Source organism: Nocardia cyriacigeorgica (assembly GCF_029868385.1).
Lineage (GTDB): Bacteria > Actinomycetota > Actinomycetes > Mycobacteriales > Mycobacteriaceae > Nocardia > Nocardia cyriacigeorgica_F.
In genome coordinates this window covers 1-15,122 of record NZ_JARWNX010000045.1, presented here as the reverse complement: position 1 = coordinate 15,122, position 15,122 = coordinate 1, and the positions used below count along the sequence as shown (strand labels likewise).

Genomic DNA, 15,122 nt, shown 5'->3' with positions numbered 1-15,122 from the left:
CCGGCGTCCACCACCCACTCCCAACTCACCCCCGACGAACAACTCGCCGCCGGCGTCACCCCCGGACTGGTCCGCCTCGCCGTCGGCATCGAAGGCATCGACGACATCCTCACCGACCTCCGCACAGGATTCACGGCGGCGGCGACGTGACCGTGAGTGCCGACCGGAGTACCACCCGTGTGACGGCGGCCGAGTTGCCGCCGCCGGACGGGCGGCTCGGTGTCATCTCCGTCGGGGATATCGCGCTGGAGAACGGCGAGACCATCCCGGACGTGCAGCTGGCCGTACAGCGTTGGGGTGAGCTGTCACCCGAACTGGACAATGTGGTGCTGGTGGAACACGCCCTCACCGGCGATTCCCATGTGGTCGGCCACCCCGACGACATCCATCCGCAGCCCGGCTGGTGGGACGGCATGGTCGGTCCCGGCGCGCCGCTGGACACCGACGAATGGTGCGTCGTCGCGACGAACGTGCTCGGCGGCTGTAAGGGCAGCACCGGGCCGTCCTCACCGGCGCCCGATGGGAAGCCGTGGGGTTCACGGTTCCCGGAGATCTCCATCCGCGACCAGGTGACCGCCGAGGCGGCGCTGCTCGACCGGCTCGGCATCACCCGCCTCGCCGCCGTGGCCGGTGGGTCGATGGGCGGTATGCGGGTCCTGGAGTGGATGGTCGGCGCACCCGAACGGGTATCGGCGGCACTGGTGCTGGCGGTGGGCGCACGCGCCACCGCCGACCAGATCGGCACCCAGACCACCCAGATCGCCGCCATCCAAGCCGATCCGGCCTGGCAGGGCGGCGATTATCACGACACCGGCCGTATTCCGACCGCGGGTATGGGCATCGCTCGGCGCATCGCCCATCTGAGCTATCGCACCGAGGGCGAACTCGATCATCGTTTCGAGAACCGCGCCCAGGGCGATGAGGATCCGTGGCGCGGTGGGCGATACGCGGTGCAGAGCTACCTCGAGTATCAGGCCGAAAAGCTGTGCAAGCGTTTCGATCCGGCCACTTATGTGCTGCTGAGCGAGGCGATGAACCGGCATGATGTCGGACGCGGTCGTGGCGGTATCGCGGCGGCGCTGGCGAGCACGCCGGTGCCGTGTGTGGTCGGCGGCGTCGACTCCGACCGGCTGTATCCGCTGCACACCCAGCGCGAGTTGGCCGAGGGGCTGCCCGGCTGTCAGGGCCTCGAGATCGTGCACTCCCGCGACGGACACGACGGCTTCCTCACCGAGGCGGCGGCGGTGTCCAAGCTGTTGATCCAGACCATGAACCTGGCCCGCAACGCGCGCTGAGTTCGGGTAGGCGCGCCGCCGAACTTTCGACGTGCGGAGACCGAGCAACGACTGCTAGCTGACGCCGAGGGTGTTGATGGTGGCGGCGATGAAGACGATCGAGCTGCCGAGCAGTGTGAGCGCGCCGACGTCGAACGGTTTGCTGCGCACCGCGAGCAGACCCACCCGCGCCGTGGGCAGGCACAGCCGGAAGGTGGCCGCGAGCAGGGTGGCGCCGCCGAAGAACAGCGCACCGCGCCGCCAGCGTTCCGAGGCCACGAACACGATCGCCACCAGCATGACCAGCGCCACGATCACCATCGGCAGATGACAGCGCAGGAATTGCGTCGCCCAACTCTCGCCGGGCCGTTGTTCGGCGGTCGGGGTGTCGGCATCGGTCACGCCCTCGATTGTTGCAGACCGGCGCGCCGCGCGAGCGCTGGACAGCGCAACACCTTTCGACCACCGAATCACATGCCCGCACCGACGGCTAGGCGACGACCGCGACCCCTTCGACTTCGATCAGATGCTCTGGCGTGAACAGCGCCGCCACACCCACCAGGGTGACCGCCGTTTCCGGGAATTCGTAATGCTCTCTGGCAGCCGCACCTCCGGCGCCGAGTTCGGCGAATTTGGACGGCTCCCAATCCACCACGTAGAACCGCACGCTGACCAGATCGGCCGCGGTCCCACCGGCGGCCTCGAGGGCCCGCCCCAAATTGATCAATGCCTGTGCTGTCTGCGCCGCCAGCCCCTCGGCGACCACCCCGGACTCGTCGACCCCGACCTGCCCGGAGATATGAATGATCGTGTTCCCGGTCGCGGCCGTGGCGTGGGCGAATCCCACCCCGGGCGGCTGCGATCCTGCGGGATTGTGCGCTGTGCTCACCATGGCTGAAAAGTAATCGATGGCACCGACAGATTCCGTCCTCCTCGATGGCCCCGGCGCGGCAGCCCGTTCACCATCACCACTACCCGACCCACCCGGCTCGGTCGTCGGTGACACCTACCCACCTGGTTGACTGGCCCGGTGTTCCGATTGATGTTTCACGAGCCGTGCATTCCGCCGAATACCGGGAATGCGATCCGGTTGGTCGCCGGGACCGGGTGTGAGCTGCATCTGGTCGAGCCGTTGGGGTTCGATCTCTCGGAGGCCAAGTTGCGGCGGGCCGGGTTGGACTACCACGATCTGGCGTCGGTGACGGTGCACGCGGATCTGGCGGCGGCGTGGGCGGCCTTGCGGCCGGAGCGAGTTTTCGCGTTCACGACGCAGGCGAGCACGTGGTTCACCGAGGTGACGTACCGGGAGGGGGATGTGCTGCTGTTCGGGACCGAACCCAGCGGGCTGCCGGAGGCGGTGCTCACCGATCCGCATATCACCGAGCAGGTGCGCATTCCGATGCTCGCGGGCCGCCGGTCGATGAATCTGTCCAATTCGGCGGCGGTCGCCGTGTACGAGGCCTGGCGCCAGCAGGGGTTCCCTGGGGCGGTCTGACGGCAGCCGTGGCGGTGCTGCGGCCTGGCACTACCGAGGCCCTGAGCGCCGCAGCTGATCGAGGCCGTCATTCGATGGCGGGCGGCGCGATGTCGTGGTCAGTCGTCGATCTCGAAACGTTTGAATCGTGACGTCGCGCCCGCGGCGAGGCGAACGGCGCTCTTGGGCACGCCATAATGCACGGCGAGCAGTTCGATGGCAGCCTTGTTCGCCTTGCCTTCGACGGCGGGCGCACGCACGTAGAGCTGTATGGTGCCGTCGTCGAGGATTTCGACCAGCGGGCCTTTACGGCTGTTCGGTTTTATCGTCGCCCGAACTGTCGTCGGCACTCGATTCTCCTGTTCCGGCAGCATCTTTCCCGGCCTCGCGCGTGGATTCGGCGGGGGCGGCGACCTTCGCGGGGGCCGGGGCGGCGGCCGGTTTCGCCGAACGCAGGCGGCGCACCAGGCGCACGATCACCCAGACCACGGCGCCGATCACCGCGGCGAAGCCGAGCCACGGGACGGCCTTGCCGAGGAAGACGACCGCGTCCTTCAGCCAGTCGACCAGCGCATCCCAGCCGGAGACGATGCCGTCCCAGAAATTGTTCGGCTCGTCGTCGGAATCGGTGTGCTTACTGTCGATCTCGACGGTCAAGGTGGACAGCGAGATCTGATCGTCGAGCAGACGTTTCTGCCCGGTGAGGCTGTCCAGTTCGGCTTGGCGACTCGACAGCGCCTGCTCGGCGGCGAGCAGATCGGCGGTGTTGGTGGCCTCGGCCATGAGGACCCGCAGCCGGTCGACCGAGGCTTGCAGGGCGCGGATACGCGCGTCCAGATCCTGCCACTGCATTGTCACATCGTCGCGGTTGGTGCTCACCTCGGTGACCTCACCGATATCGCCGAGCCCGGCGATGAAATCGTCGGTGCGCTCGGCGGGGATGCGGACCGTGAGCCGGGCGCTCGCATCGTCGTCATCAGTGCCTGGACGCTCGGTGCGGCTGTCCACCCGGCCTTGCAGAGCAGTGACCTGATCGGTCACTGTGCCCGCGGCGGCGATCGGGTCGGCGGCGGTGATCTCGATCCGACCGGTGATCACTTCCTTGCGGTTCTGATCGTCCGCACCGCCGGTGTCCTGTTCCCTGGCGGGGGCCTGTTCCCGGAATCCGGGTGTGGCCGCTGGTGCGGGCATATCGGCGGACGCCCGCCCGCCGACCGACGATTCGCCGTCGTCGTCATCATCGCCGCAGCCACCCACCAGCAGGACCAGTCCGAGCAGGGCGATCACCAACACCGCAAGCTTGCGCATGGTCGCAGCGTAGCGGCTCGTCCGGGCGGCGACAGGCTTCTCGCTCATCGGAAGTCGCGCGATTTGGCGGTGATACGCAGATCCAGCTGCTGTAGATGTTCGGCGAGCACGCTCACCGCGCCTTCCGCGTTCTGGATCCGGCCGCGAATGATCAATGCCGAAGCGCTCTGCGCGAGACGGCGATGGCGGGCCCACAGACCGACCGAGCAGACGATATTGACCATGCCGGTCTCGTCTTCCAGGTTCAGGAAGGTGACACCGGCGGCGGTGGCGGGTGCCTGCCGGTGGGTGACCGCACCGCCGACGAGCACCCGTGAACCGTCGGGAACCGACAGCAGACGATCGGCCGGAATCACCCCCATCGCGTCGAGCCGGGAGCGGAGGAATTCGGTCGGATAGCTGCCAGGAGAGATGCCGGTGGCCCACACATCGGCAGCGGCCAGCTCCAAGGCGCTCATACCGGGAAGTGCGGGGGCATCGGCGGCGGCGCTGGTACCGGGCAAACGGTCCGACCGCTCGCCCGCCGCCGCACCCGCCGCCCACAGCGCGGCGCGGCGAACACTGTTTCGCCCGCCCTTCGGCGGCTCGTTCGAAAAGCCGTGCGTGCCATCGTTCTCCGATCCCGTCTCACCGTGCTCGACGGATGTGATGCTGTCCAGGGCGCCTGCGGTGGCCAACGCTTCCGCCTGCCGGACGGTGAGTTCCACTCGTCCGGTCAGATCGAGGAACGAAGTGTAGGGGCCGGTCTCCGCACGAGCGTCGACGATCTTCGCGGCGAGTTCGTCACCGATATAGCGGACCGCGGCGAGGCCGAGCCGCACCTCGGTGCCGCGCTGTTCGAGGGTCGGTTCCGCGCGGCTGGCATTGATATCGGGGCCGTGCACGAGCACACCGTGCCTGCGGGCATCGGCGACCAGCGACTGCGGCGAATAGAACCCCATCGGCTGGGCTCGCAGCAGACCGGCGCAGAAGGCGGCCGGGTGATACAGCTTGAACCAGGCCGAATAGAACACCAGCGCCGCGAAGCTCTGCGAATGACTTTCCGGGAAACCGAAATTCGCGAAGGCGTACAGCTTCTCGTAGATACGGTCGGCGACCTCGTCGGTGATGCCGTGTTTCTCGCGCATGCCCTGGTAGAGCCTGGCCCTGAGCCGTTCCATCCGCTCTCGCGAGCGTTTCGATCCCATGGCGCGGCGCAACTCGTCGGCTTCGACAGCGGTGAATCCGGCAATATCGATGGCTATCTGCATGAGTTGTTCTTGGAACAAGGGGACGCCATAGGTGCGCTCGAGCGTCTTCTCCAGGACGGGATGATCGTGCTTCCATTTCACCTGTTCGTTACGACGCCTGATGTACGGATGCACCGAATTGCCCTGGATCGGGCCGGGTCGGATCAGCGCCACCTCGACCACCAGGTCATAGAATTTGCGTGGCTTCAGCCGAGGCAGGGTCGCCATCTGTGCTCGCGATTCCACTTGGAACACACCGACCGAATCAGCGCGGGAAAGCATCTCGTATACGGCCGAATCTTCGAGGTTCAGCCTGTGCAGTTCGACGGTGACGCCCTTGTGTTCGCGCACCAGATCCATCATGTAGTGCAGCGCGGAGAGCATGCCGAGGCCGAGCAGATCGAATTTCACCAGTCCGGCGGTAGCACAATCGTCCTTGTCCCACTGCAAGACGCTGCGGCCGGGCATCCGCGCCCATTCCACCGGGCACACATAGGCGATGGGCCGATCACAGATCACCATGCCACCGGAATGGATGCCGAGATGCCGGGGCAGGCCCTCGATATCGGCGGCCAATTCCAGTACCGGCGTGGGGATATCGGTATCGGTTTCGGCGTCCACACCGTTCCAGCGGCGCACCTGTTTGCTCCACGCGTCCTGCTGTCCGGTCGAGAAACCGAGTGCGCGGGCGGCGTCACGCACCGCCGACTTACCGCGGTAGGTGATCACATTGGCCACCTGGGCGGCGTTCTCACGGCCGTAGGTGGCATAGACGTGCTGGATCGCTTCCTCGCGGCGATCGGATTCGATATCGATATCGATATCGGGTGGGCCGTCGCGCGCCGAGGACAGGAACCGTTCGAACAGCAGCCCGTGCTTGATCGGGTCGACATTGGTGATGCCGATGGCGAAGCAGACCGCCGAATTCGCCGCCGAACCCCGGCCCTGACACAGGATGTTCTGTTTCTCGCAGAACTGGACGATGTCGTGCACCACCAGGAAGTAGCCGGGAAACTTCATCTCGGCGATCACCGCGAGTTCGTGTTCGATCTGCTGGTAAGCCTTGGGATTGCCCGCCGGCGGCCCGTAGCGCTCGAACGCGCCCTCGAGAGCGAGTTTCCGTAACCAGGAATCCTCGTCATGCCCCTCCTCCACCGGGAAAGGTGGCAGTTCCGGCTTGATCAACTTCAGATCGAAGGCGCATTCACGAGCCAGGGCAGCCGCATTGGCGACGGCCTGTGGACAGTCGGCGAACAGTCGCGCCATTTCCGCACCCGATCGCAGATGCGCCCCGCCGGTGGGCGGTAACCATCCGGCCATCTCGTCCAGACTGCGCCTGGCCCGGATCGCGGCCAGCGCCATGGCGCGGTGTCGCCCGGCCGGGGACGCGAAATGCGCACCGGTGGTGGCGACGACGGGCAGCCCGAGCCGGTCGGCCAGTGCGATGAGATGCGCGTTGCGTTCATCGTCGGAGGGGAGGCCGTGATGGGTGAGTTCGACGCTCACCCGGTGCGCGCCGAAACGTTCCATCAGATCGCGTAACGCTGCCTCCGACCGCACCAGTTCCCCGCCCGCGCGCAGATCCTGCGCCAACGCCTGGCGCAGGTGGCCCTTCCGGCATCCGGTCAGGATCTGCCAGTGCCCGCCCGCCGCCGCGGTGAGGGCGTCCAGGTCGTAGCGCAGGATGCCCTTCTCCCCCGCGGCCATATGCGCCGCCGAGATCTGCTGCGACAACCGTCGGTACCCTTCCGGTCCCCTGGCCAGCACCAGCAGATGTGCGCCCGCCGGGTCCGGTGTGCCCGTCCGCGGCGCCGAATCGGGAGCGTGCGCATGACCGCGCGGCTCTTGCGCCGGCTCGCGGCTGCCACCACCCGCTGTTTCGACCACGCCCGCACCATGATCCGCTGTATGGACCGCATGCAACGGCCTCGGTCCATCGAGGTGCGATGTGGGTCGCTGTGTGCGCGAGCGGTCTGCGGATGATGCCGGATCGGTTGCGGCGAGGGTCAATTCGGCGCCGTACACGGTGGCGATACCCCATTCACGCGCGGCTTCGAAGAAGCGGACCACCCCGTAGTAGCCGTTGTGATCGGTGATCGCGATGGCTTCCAGACCGAGCCGGACCGCTTCCTCCACCAGATCTTCCGGCTGACTCGCACCGTCGAGGAAGCTGTAAGCGGAATGCGCGTGCAGTTCGGCGTAGGGCACGACCGGCCCGAGCGGACGGTCCTCCCCACCGGTCAGATATTCGCCGCGTTTACGTGTCCATGCCGGGCTGTCGCCACCGTCACCCGGATACATCGACTCCGGATCGTGTCTGCCCGGCCGCCCGGACAGCACCCGTTCCATTTCCGACCAGCTCGGCGGCCCGTTACCCCAGCCCATGGCCTCACCTCCGCATCACCGCGCGATGATCAGCTCGCCTCGAGCTGTTCGGTGGAACCGGCGTCGAGCGCGCCGGACACATGATCGAGCCCGGTGCGGATCACCTGACCGTAGGCGTCGTTGGCGAGTACCTCGAGATGTCCCCTTGCGAGCGCCAATTGCATTCGGGCGGAGTCGAAATCGCCGACGCGGCGGTGGCTGTCGGCCAGGTTCAGATACAGCGAGGGCAGAAATCCGCGCATACCCTCATCCAGCGGACTGCCCGGCGCGAACACCGCCGCGAGCGCCCGCTGATCCCAGAGCAACGCCTCCTCGGCCGTATCCACCACATCGGCCAGATGGTGGGCGATCACGCAGCGATGCAGTGGATCACCGAACTCGCCGATCTCTTCCCACAGCCGCTGTAGCGCACGCCGCGCCGCTTCCCGATCAACGCCGCCGAGCCGCACCGCGGCATAGATATCCGCCATCCGATCGTCCGTCATGCGTCCATTATCGCACATATGTTCGATTGATTTCGAGTGTTCGAACCCGGTGCGCCGATGTTCCCCAGCTGTGACACAAAGCACTTGGCACCGAACTTACTTCGGAGTAAGTTCGGTGCCGACGGACCTGCGAAGGAGCAGCGATGACCCGAGCCGACGACGCCGAACGCGAACAGACCCGGCGCAATCAGCGCAACCGCGATCTCACCGGACGACACGTCCTGATCACCGGCGCTTCCTCCGGGATCGGGCGGGCGGCGGCACTGGCCGTCGCGGACAAGGGCGCAACGGTATTCCTACTCGCCCGCCGCGCCGACGAACTCGCCACGGTGGTCGAGGAGATCCGTGCCGCAGGCGGTGCCGCGCACGGATACCAGTGCGACGTCACCGATTCCGAATCGGTGGACCAGACGGTCAACGCGATCCTCGAGGCGCACGGCCACGTGGACATGCTGGTGAACAACGCGGGCCGCTCCATCCGCCGCGCCATCCACCGTTCCACCGATCGCCTGCACGATTTCGAACGCACCATGGCGGTCAACTACTTCGGCGCCCTGCGGTTGACGCTGGCCCTGCTACCGCAGATGCGCGAGCGCAAATTCGGGCACATCGTCAATATCAGCAGCGCCGGCGTGCAGGTCGCCACACCGCGCTTCGCGGCCTATCTGGCCAGCAAGGCCGCCTTGGACAAGTTCACCGAGGTGGCCGCGGTGGAGACGCTGGCCGACGGCGTCACCTTCACCACCATCCACATGCCGCTGGTCCGCACCCCGATGATCACGCCGAGCGGTAATCAGGGCCCGGCCGAATCCCCGGAGTGGGCCGCGGCGACCATCGTGCGCGCGCTCAGCGAACGCCCCAAGCGCATCGACGTCCCGCTCGGCACGCTGGCCGAATACGGCGGCATCGTCACCCCCAAACTGCGCGACCGCATCCTGCACCGCTACTACCGCGCCCTCCCCGACTCCCCCGCCGCCCGCGGCGAACAAGACGACGACGCGGAAACCGCCGAAACCGTTGCCCCGCAACCGGAACCCCGCCCCCGCTCCGCCGCCCGCAAGGCCACCGGCGCCGCCCTGCGCCGCGCCGCCCGCTGGGTCCCCGGCACCCACTGGTGAACCGACGAGCGGTACCTGGCTGCCGAGCCACTCGGCCGTTGCCGCAGCCAGGTGCCACTCGTGACGCGCTCTAGACGAGGAACGGTAGTACGGCGGCGGAGAATTCTCGGTGGCGGTCGCGGTGGATGCTGTGGCCGCAGGTGAAGGCGGTGACCGAGCAATCGGGGATCGCGGTGCGCATGAGTTCGAGTTTGTCGGGGTCGACCATGCCGCCGGGGCCGCCGCGCAGGACCAGGGTCGGTGCGGTGATCTCGGTGAGCCGTTCCCACCACTCGGGATGCGGTTTGCGGAACTGTTCGAGCGCGGTGCGCGTCATCGATCGATCGAAGGCCAGTACCGCGCGGGGATGGCGGAGCAGGCTGGAGGTGGCGTGCCACAGCTCGGGCACGGACGGCAACCGGCGGGTCAGCGTCAGTTCCTCGGTACCCGAGCGCAACGGCAGCGGGCATTCCTCCATGACCAGGCGCCGGACCAGACCCGGTCGTTCCTGTGCGACACAGGACACCGCATAACCGCCGAGCGAATGCCCGACCAGGTCCACCCGGTCCAGTTCCAGGAAATCGCACAGCCGCAGGACGTCGTCGCCGAACTCACCGAACAGATAGGACTCGGTATGCGCGCTGCGGCCGTGTCCGCGCAGGTCGGGAATGATGACCCGGCGACCGGCGCGCACCAGTTCGCGGGCGAAGCGGTCCCAGGTATGGCCGTCGCCGCCCATGCCGTGGACGAGCACGACCGGGACATCGTCGAGCGCGATCGGCCCGGAGTCACGGTAGGCGATCCGCACATCGCCGAGCGCGACCCTGGCCGTCGTCAGATCCACGATTGTCGAGGGTACCGATGGCAGCGGGTGAAGAGTCGATGATCTGCCACACACTGCCGCAGCCGCGCACGCGGAAAAGTGGTGGACCGGCCGGTGGGGCCGGCGAAATACTGCGCGCATGCCTTCCTTCGCGGATTTCGATCGTCGTCACTACCCCACCGTCGATGTCGCCTCGGGGTACGACGGGTGGGCGCCCACCTACGAGGACACCGTCCTCGACCTGATGGATCTCGCGCTACTGGACCGGCTACGCCGCCCCGACTGGCGACGAATCCGCCGGGCCGCCGACCTCGGCTGCGGCACCGGCCGCACCGCGCAGTGGCTGCGCGGCCACGGTACAGCCCATATCGATGGCGTCGACCTGAGCGCCGGGATGCTCGAGCGGGCGCGCGAGCGCGGCGCCCACACGACGCTCACCCAGGCCGATGTGCGGACGACCGGATTGCCCACCGGGGCCTACGACCTGGTGATCGCCTGTTTGATCGATGAACATCTGCCCGCCCTCGAACCGTTCTACGCGGAGGCAAGGCGGCTGACCGCACCGGGCGGGAGCTGCGTCACGGTGAGCTACCACCCGCAGTTCATGATGTTCACCGGGATGCCGACCCATTACACGCCCCGCGCGGGCGAGCCGGTGGCGATCGACACCCATCTGCATCTGTTCAGCGAGCGGATGACGGCCGCACTGGAGGCCGGATTCGTCCTCACCGAGGTCGCCGAGGCCCTGGTCGACGAGGAATGGATCGCGCGCAAACCGCGCTGGGCGGAGCTGCGCGATCAGCCGTTCACTCTCGCGACGGTCTGGACCGCACCTCATTCGTAGAGCCCCTCCACATGCCAGCGCCGATCGCGGGTGATCAGCAGCAGGGTGTGCGGGCCGGGCAGCTCCACCTGGACCCGGGCGGCCGGTACGCCCTCCGTGGTCCACCAGAGTTCATCGATCGGCCACGGACCCGCCCAGGTGGTCAGCTCCCAGCGTTTGCTGCCCCAGCGCAGCCGGGTGGGGGTGGCGTCGAACAGACCGCGTTCGGTGACATGGACCCGGACGCCGTCGGCGGACTCGAGTTCCACCCTCGGTTGGTCGATCATGAGCACCGCTGGCGCCGGCTGGGGCAGGCGGCCGGGCCAGGGCAGTGCGGGATCGGTCGCGGGTGTCCGTTCGTCGCCGAGTGCGACCATGGTGATCCGCTCGGCCGGTCCGCGCCCACCGCTGAGCACGCCGACCTGCACCGCGGCGCCACCGAGCAGACCCTGCACCCGTACCAGGGCACGCATGGCCCGCGCGTCGGTACCGCCCGCATCACCCCACAACCCCAATTGCATCGCGGCCGCCGGGACGATCTCGACCGGTTCCAGGCGCAGCAAGGTGATCGGCGCGGTCGGTCCGGGCGCGCCGGTGGCACGGTGGGTGAGCCAGCCGTCCAACTGCCAGCGCACCCGATCGGCGACACCGTCCGCGGTCAGCGGCTCCGCACAACGCCAGATCCGGGTGAGCCGTTCACCGGCGGCGGTTTCGGCGTGCACCGCGAGCCGGGTGCACGCCACCGCCGCATCGGAGAGCGCGGCATACGCCTTGGTGGCGAGCAGCCGACCGGCGAAGGCCGCGGCATCCACACGGTCGATCGGCGGATCGCAGCGCAACTCCACCGTCAGATCACGCGGCGGACGACGTGTGGACGGCGGCCGTTCGGGCAGGGCGCGGGCGCAGCGATGTGCCGCGATCGCATCGGCGCCGAACCGGGAGGCGACCTGCGCCGGGGTCAGCGCGGCGAAATCGCCGATGTGGCGCAACCCGAGCCGGTGCAGCAGATCCACCAGCTCGGCCCGTTCGGGGGCGGCCAGCGCCGATTCGACGGCGAGTTCGCCGATCCGCAGCGGCGCGAGGAATGCGGGGCCGGTTCCCGGCGCGACGATGGCGCCGCGGCGGGCGGCGAGCACCGCGGTGGACAGTTCGTCGGCGATCCCGATCTGTGCTTCCACACCGGCCGCGGCGACGACGTCGACCAGCTGGATCGCCGCGGCCTCCTCCGAGCCGAAGAACCGCGCCGCGCCGCGCACACCGAGCACCAGCAGCCCGGGGCGTAACACTTCGACTCCGGGCACCGTGGCCTCGACGGCCGCCGCCACCGGTTCGAACAGGCGGGCGTCGCGGTCGGGATCGGCCGGTGCGATGAACAATTCGGGGCAGCGCGCCTGCGCCTCACGCCGCCGCAGTCCGCGCCGCACCCCTTCGGCTCTGGCGATCGCCGAACACGCCACCACCTTGTTCGCCGCCACGACGGCCACCGGCCGGTGGGCTGGCACCTTCCCCAGTGCCGCCGCCGCGACCGCGGGCCAATCCGGGCACCACACCGCGAGTATCCGAGCGGGCCGGGTCATGGCGGACCGCCGGGTACGCCCCGATCCGATGCCGTGCGCCCGTGTACGTCGGGTGATCCGGTGCGGCACACGCCATTCGATCGGTCCGCGGCTCTCGCGCCCACCATCCGCGGAAGCCGGTGGAGGTTCCCCGCGGAGATGGCTCCGCGGCGGCGCCTGGTGACCGGTGCGGCAGCCACGCCGGAGAGGACGGAGTGTTCTCGGTCTGCGCCGGATCGATCCCGCCCGCGCCCGCCGCCTCGATCAGCGGCAGACCTGCGGTGAACCGCACGCATTCGGGCTGCCGCGCGTTCACGATACGGCGTCACGTGCATCATTCATCGATCCTGTTGCGGCCGAGTCCGTTTCGCGGGAGACCCATTCGGTTCGGCCGTCGCGCGAGCGCAGCGTGAGCAGGCCGGTGCGCGGCGTCGACGCCCCACGACCGGTCACCTCGACCTCGAGGGATATCGAATCCAGCCGCCCACGGCCGCGGCCGAGCCCGGTGTAACCGGCCACCCTGGCGCCGAGGCGCAGCGCCGGGGCGGGCCAGCGACCGCCTGTGACGATCAGGACGGCGCCCCGGTTGCGGACGCGGGCGGCGATCACCCCCGCTCTCGCGGGCGCGACGGCGACGCCGCCGAGATCGAGCAGTACGAGATCGAGCCCGTCGAGCAACACCGCGGCCACCTCCAACCGGTCGGCGCCGGGATCGGCCACGACGGCCAGGCGCTCCAGCCGCGCCCCCATCTCCGCGGCGGCGAGCAGACCGAGCCGCGGCATCCCCACCACCGCGGCGTGCCCACCGCCCGAGGTGACCGCGGCCAGCACACCGGCGAGCAGCGACCCGCCGCCCGCATACGCCACCACCGAACCCTTGACCAGACCGCCGTCGGGCAGGAGCGCGCCGAGGGCGGCCGGAACGGGCAGCGTCTCCCGGCGCGCCCCCTCCGAGGTGGGCAGTCGCGCGACCACGGATTCGCCCCGCCCCGGCACCGCCGCCATCTTGCGCCGGAGTTCCGCGAGTTCCTGCGGCGTCGCGCGCTGCGTCGCCCGCGAATCCGAACCCATCACCTCACCTACCTCCACGGAGGGACTCCCGCTCCGGCCGCGATCACCGGAGCCCGACCGATGGCCATCGGCACGAACCGACGGTCATCGCGACACCGACGCCCGCCGCCCTCGACCGCCACGAGCACACCGCGCACCGCAGGAACCCGACGGCCCAGCACCGATCCAGCTATCGATCTGTTATCGAATATACGTTCGATAGACCATCGGCGGAAACCCACCCCCGCAATCCGTCGAACGGCACCGGCGGCTACCACCCGGCCGCCGCCGTGACCACCGTCACGACCGTGAACTACCGGCCCGAATCCGGCCAGCTACCACGGAATTCGGCTAGTCTCGGCACCATGATCGATCGTCCACGTCCCACTGTCGGCCCGGATTATCTGGTGGCCGGTCGCTACCGCTTGCAGTCGAAGCTCGGCGGCGGCGGTATGGGTGCGGTCTGGCTCGCGACCGACCGGCTGCTCAACCGCGAGGTCGCCATCAAGCAGGTGTTGACCACCGCCGGGCTCGACGAGGACGAGGCGAACCGGATCCGCGAGCAGATCATCCATGAGGGTCGGGTCGCGGCCAAGCTCTCCCATGAACACGCCATTGCGGTCTACGACGTGGTGCTCGAGGCCGGTGAGCCCTGGTTGGTGATGGAGCATCTGCCGTCACGCAATGTGGCCAAGGCGCTCGGGCTGGTCGATACGCTGCCGCCGATCGAGGTGGCGCAGATCGGCGCGCAGGTCGCCGACGCACTGGCCGCCGCGCATGCCGTCGGCATCGTGCACCGCGATATCAAACCGGGCAATATCCTCGTCGCCGACCGTGGCCCCGGCGTCGGGATGGCCAAGCTCAGCGATTTCGGCATCTCTCGCGGTGCGGGTGAGTCCGCCGACGAACCGGACGGCGTCATCACCGGCACCCCGGCCTATCTGCCGCCCGAGGTGGCCCGTGGCGCGCGACCGACCGAGGCCAGCGATGTGTTCTCCCTCGGCGCCACGCTCTACACCGCCGTCGAGGGCCAACCGCCATTCGGTTTCGACGACGACAGCGGTGCGGTGGTCGAACGCGCGGCCATGGCGCAGATCATTCCGCCCAGCCGCAGCGGTGTGCTCACCCAGGCGCTGCTGCACATGATGGAACCGGCGCCGCAGCGTCGCCCGACCATGGCCGAGGCCAGGGACGAAATCCTCACCGCCGCTTTCGGCCCCGGCACCGGGCCCTACATCATCGGTGCCCCGGTGCGCACCGAGGACGGCACCATCCCGGCATGGGCGGCCCGCAATTCGGCATCGGGTCTGCGCAGCCCGCTGTCGACGCCACTGCCCCGCCGCACCCAGCCCACGCAGGCACCGGTGGCGCCCGCCCCCGCGCCACAGCGCGCCGCCCTGCCGCAGTCGAGCAACGCACCGCTGGCCATCGCCGTCGGACTACTGATCGGCCTGGTCATCATCATCGCGGTCATCGTCGCGGTGATGTAAGTCGCGATGACGTGAGTCGCGGTTGCGTAAAGACCCCCACCCCACCGAAACCGCACCGATACAACGGCTGGTCACACCTCAATTTTCGAGCGAAGCGAGACCGAGCCCCAAAGTTCGCGGCCCGTCTC

The 15,122-nt window shown here is 68.6% G+C and carries 15 protein-coding genes; 6 read left to right on the top strand and 9 right to left on the bottom strand.

Annotated features, from left to right (window positions below):
* Both QH168_RS13625 and metX read left to right on the top strand, forming a co-directional pair.
* The coding region (locus QH168_RS13625; RefSeq protein WP_280234986.1) for a PLP-dependent transferase at positions 1–150 on the top strand (150 nt) is incomplete at its 5' end.
* A 29-nt stretch (positions 151–179) separates the two neighbouring features.
* The gene (gene metX, locus QH168_RS13620; protein ID WP_432421090.1) at positions 180–1,295 is read left to right on the top strand and encodes a homoserine O-acetyltransferase MetX; all 1,116 of its coding nucleotides are present in this window, start codon (positions 180–182) and stop codon (positions 1,293–1,295) included.
* 54 nt (positions 1,296–1,349) lie between these two features.
* Here metX and QH168_RS13615 read toward each other — a convergent pair whose 3' ends face one another.
* Both QH168_RS13615 and QH168_RS13610 read right to left on the bottom strand, forming a co-directional pair.
* Positions 1,350–1,595: a DUF3017 domain-containing protein gene (locus QH168_RS13615; RefSeq protein ID WP_280234985.1), complete on the bottom strand. Its 246-nt coding sequence runs from the start codon at positions 1,593–1,595 to the stop codon at positions 1,350–1,352.
* 169 nt (positions 1,596–1,764) lie between these two features.
* Positions 1,765–2,166: a RidA family protein gene (locus QH168_RS13610; protein WP_280234981.1), complete on the bottom strand. Its 402-nt coding sequence runs from the start codon at positions 2,164–2,166 to the stop codon at positions 1,765–1,767.
* A 138-nt stretch (positions 2,167–2,304) separates the two neighbouring features.
* On the opposite strand from QH168_RS13610, the gene QH168_RS13605 reads away from it, so the two are divergent.
* Complete coding sequence (locus tag QH168_RS13605) at positions 2,305–2,769, top strand: tRNA (cytidine(34)-2'-O)-methyltransferase (RefSeq protein ID WP_280234979.1); 465 nt, start codon at positions 2,305–2,307, stop codon at positions 2,767–2,769.
* 98 nt (positions 2,770–2,867) lie between these two features.
* Here QH168_RS13605 and QH168_RS13600 read toward each other — a convergent pair whose 3' ends face one another.
* Genes QH168_RS13600 through QH168_RS13585 form a run of 4 tightly spaced genes read right to left on the bottom strand, consistent with a single transcriptional unit; the run spans position 2,868 to position 8,155 of the window.
* Entirely contained in the window at positions 2,868–3,098 is a 231-nt protein-coding gene (locus QH168_RS13600; protein WP_280234978.1) for a DUF167 domain-containing protein, read from the bottom strand.
* Positions 3,055–4,056 carry a DUF4349 domain-containing protein gene (locus tag QH168_RS13595; RefSeq protein ID WP_280234977.1) on the bottom strand — a complete coding sequence of 334 codons (1,002 nt, stop codon included), beginning with the start codon at positions 4,054–4,056 and terminating at the stop codon, positions 3,055–3,057. The genes QH168_RS13600 and QH168_RS13595 overlap by 44 nt, the downstream gene beginning before the upstream one ends.
* 44 nt (positions 4,057–4,100) lie before the next feature.
* Positions 4,101–7,670 carry an error-prone DNA polymerase gene (locus tag QH168_RS13590; protein WP_280234976.1) on the bottom strand — a complete coding sequence of 1,190 codons (3,570 nt, stop codon included), beginning with the start codon at positions 7,668–7,670 and terminating at the stop codon, positions 4,101–4,103.
* A 29-nt stretch (positions 7,671–7,699) separates the two neighbouring features.
* Positions 7,700–8,155: a hypothetical protein gene (locus QH168_RS13585; RefSeq protein WP_280234975.1), complete on the bottom strand. Its 456-nt coding sequence runs from the start codon at positions 8,153–8,155 to the stop codon at positions 7,700–7,702.
* A gap of 143 nt (positions 8,156–8,298) precedes the next feature.
* Between QH168_RS13585 and QH168_RS13580 the strand changes: the two genes are divergently transcribed.
* Positions 8,299–9,273 (top strand): SDR family NAD(P)-dependent oxidoreductase, encoded by a 975-nt coding sequence (locus QH168_RS13580; RefSeq protein WP_280234974.1) that lies wholly within the window; start codon positions 8,299–8,301, stop codon positions 9,271–9,273.
* Positions 9,274–9,343: 70 nt separating this feature from the next.
* On the opposite strand, the gene QH168_RS13575 is transcribed toward QH168_RS13580, so the two are convergent.
* Positions 9,344–10,096 carry an alpha/beta fold hydrolase gene (locus tag QH168_RS13575; RefSeq protein ID WP_280234973.1) on the bottom strand — a complete coding sequence of 251 codons (753 nt, stop codon included), beginning with the start codon at positions 10,094–10,096 and terminating at the stop codon, positions 9,344–9,346.
* Between the two features lie 118 nt (positions 10,097–10,214).
* Between QH168_RS13575 and QH168_RS13570 the strand changes: the two genes are divergently transcribed.
* The gene (locus tag QH168_RS13570; RefSeq protein ID WP_280234972.1) at positions 10,215–10,919 is read left to right on the top strand and encodes a class I SAM-dependent DNA methyltransferase; all 705 of its coding nucleotides are present in this window, start codon (positions 10,215–10,217) and stop codon (positions 10,917–10,919) included.
* Here the strand turns inward: QH168_RS13570 and QH168_RS13565 are convergent.
* Positions 10,910–12,475, bottom strand: coding sequence for a DNA polymerase Y family protein (locus QH168_RS13565; protein ID WP_280234971.1), 1,566 nt, complete (start codon positions 12,473–12,475; stop codon positions 10,910–10,912). The two genes, QH168_RS13570 and QH168_RS13565, sit on opposite strands and share 10 nt — an antisense overlap.
* A gap of 291 nt (positions 12,476–12,766) precedes the next feature.
* Positions 12,767–13,525, bottom strand: coding sequence for a hypothetical protein (locus QH168_RS13560; protein ID WP_280234970.1), 759 nt, complete (start codon positions 13,523–13,525; stop codon positions 12,767–12,769).
* Positions 13,526–13,869: 344 nt separating this feature from the next.
* Here QH168_RS13560 and QH168_RS13555 point away from each other — a divergent pair, with 344 nt between their 5' ends.
* The gene (locus tag QH168_RS13555) at positions 13,870–14,994 is read left to right on the top strand and encodes a serine/threonine-protein kinase (RefSeq protein ID WP_280234969.1); all 1,125 of its coding nucleotides are present in this window, start codon (positions 13,870–13,872) and stop codon (positions 14,992–14,994) included.
* The last annotated feature ends 128 nt before the right edge of the window (positions 14,995–15,122 follow it).